Annotated in this window: 1 pseudogene; it reads right to left on the bottom strand. The window is 56.5% G+C overall.

What is annotated here, in order from left to right:
• Positions 1 to 416: 416 nt before the first annotated feature.
• A pseudogene (locus C7G61_RS43135) lies at positions 417 to 582 on the bottom strand (dihydrolipoyl dehydrogenase); the annotation flags it as partial.

Below are 582 nucleotides of genomic sequence, written 5' to 3'. Positions count from 1 at the left end.
ATGCTTCTATTGTTTGATCTACCCCTTGAGAGGAGTTGTCACGTTCCTCAATATGCCTAGATATCGTCGCCACGCAGAAAGGCGGCTTTGTGTTCATTCTTGAAAGCAGAAGTGAACGGCATCGACCCTCGCGATCAGATCGTTTAGTATGCGCACTGGAGCTTAGCGTATTGCTGTCGGCACAGAAGGCTTTCGTGGTTGGCGGAAGGTCCTCGGCGCGCAGATGATATCTCTAACCCGAGCCCGCCTTGCTGTAACGTTTGATCCTCCCCGTCAGCAACTGACGCTCCGTTGCTGCACCCGAGTTTCGGGAGGCTCGCCATGAGACAGCTGCTGTAGAGACTTTCCGTCGTCATCGTTTGGATGATGAATGCCCCGCAGCCGAAGCTGAAATCGTGATCGGCATGATCTCGACCTCAGATATGGAGTTCGTGTCCGAGTGCTTTGAGCGTTGCCTCCTGGAATGCCTCGCCTTGGGTCGGATGGGCATGGATCGTGCCTGCGATATCCTCGAGGCGCGCACCCATTTCGAGCGCCAAACCGAAGGCGGCCGCCAGTTCGGAAACGCCGTGGCCGACGGCC

This window comes from Bradyrhizobium algeriense, from assembly GCF_003062295.1.
GTDB lineage: Bacteria > Pseudomonadota > Alphaproteobacteria > Rhizobiales > Xanthobacteraceae > Bradyrhizobium > Bradyrhizobium algeriense.
This window is presented reverse-complemented; position numbering and strand designations above follow the sequence as displayed.